Genomic DNA, 1,244 nt, shown 5'->3' on the forward strand with positions numbered 1-1,244 from the left:
GCAAAAGAAGTAGGTAGCTTAACCTTCGGGAGGGCGCTTACCACTTTGTGATTCATGACTGGGGTGAAGTCGTAACAAGGTAACCGTAGGGGAACCTGCGGTTGGATCACCTCCTTACCTTAAAGAAGCGTACTTTGCAGTGCTCACACAGATTGTCTGATGAAAAGTAAATAGCAAGGCGTCTTGCGAAGCAGACTGATACGTCCCCTTCGTCTAGAGGCCCAGGACACCGCCCTTTCACGGCGGTAACAGGGGTTCGAATCCCCTAGGGGACGCCACTTGCTGGTTTGTGAGTGAAAGTCACCTGCCTTAATATCTCAAAACTGACTTACGAGTCACGTTTGAGATATTTGCTCTTTAAAAATCTGGATCAAGCTGAAAATTGAAACACAGAACAACGGAAGTTGTTCGTGAGTCTCTCAAATTTTCGCAACACGATGATGAATCACAAGAAACATCTTCGGGTTGTGAGGTTAAGCGACTAAGCGTACACGGTGGATGCCCTGGCAGTCAGAGGCGATGAAGGGCGTGCTAATCTGCGATAAGCGCCGGTAAGGTGATATGAACCGTTATAACCGGCGATACCCGAATGGGGAAACCCAGTGTGACTCGTCACACTATCATTAACTGAATCCATAGGTTAATGAGGCGAACCGGGGGAACTGAAACATCTAAGTACCCCGAGGAAAAGAAATCAACCGAGATTCCCCCAGTAGCGGCGAGCGAACGGGGAGGAGCCCAGAGCCTGAATCAGCATGTGTGTTAGTGGAAGCGTCTGGAAAGACGCGCGATACAGGGTGACAGCCCCGTACACAAAAGCGCATGTGCTGTGAGCTCGATGAGTAGGGCGGGACACGTGGTATCCTGTCTGAATATGGGGGGACCATCCTCCAAGGCTAAATACTCCTGACTGACCGATAGTGAACCAGTACCGTGAGGGAAAGGCGAAAAGAACCCCGGCGAGGGGAGTGAAAAAGAACCTGAAACCGTGTACGTACAAGCAGTGGGAGCACCCTTTGGGGTGTGACTGCGTACCTTTTGTATAATGGGTCAGCGACTTATATTCTGTAGCAAGGTTAACCGTATAGGGGAGCCGTAGGGAAACCGAGTCTTAACCGGGCGTTAAGTTGCAGGGTATAGACCCGAAACCCGGTGATCTAGCCATGGGCAGGTTGAAGGTTGGGTAACACTAACTGGAGGACCGAACCGACTAATGTTGAAAAATTAGCGGATGACCTGTGGCT

General features: G+C 50.4%; 1 tRNA gene and 2 rRNA genes. All 3 read left to right on the plus strand.

Annotation, left to right across the window (positions count from 1 at the left end):
* Window positions 1-117: ribosomal RNA gene (locus J4617_RS22790) — 16S ribosomal RNA — on the plus strand; the annotation flags it as partial.
* Between the two features lie 85 nt (window positions 118-202).
* Window positions 203-278 (plus strand) — tRNA-Glu (locus J4617_RS22795).
* A 193-nt stretch (window positions 279-471) separates the two neighbouring features.
* Window positions 472-1,244: ribosomal RNA gene (locus tag J4617_RS22800) — 23S ribosomal RNA — on the plus strand; the annotation flags it as partial.

Origin of the sequence: Salmonella sp. 32010601201800023SM (assembly GCF_017572235.1) — a bacterium.
In the GTDB taxonomy this organism is placed as follows: Bacteria; Pseudomonadota; Gammaproteobacteria; order Enterobacterales; family Enterobacteriaceae; genus Salmonella; species Salmonella enterica.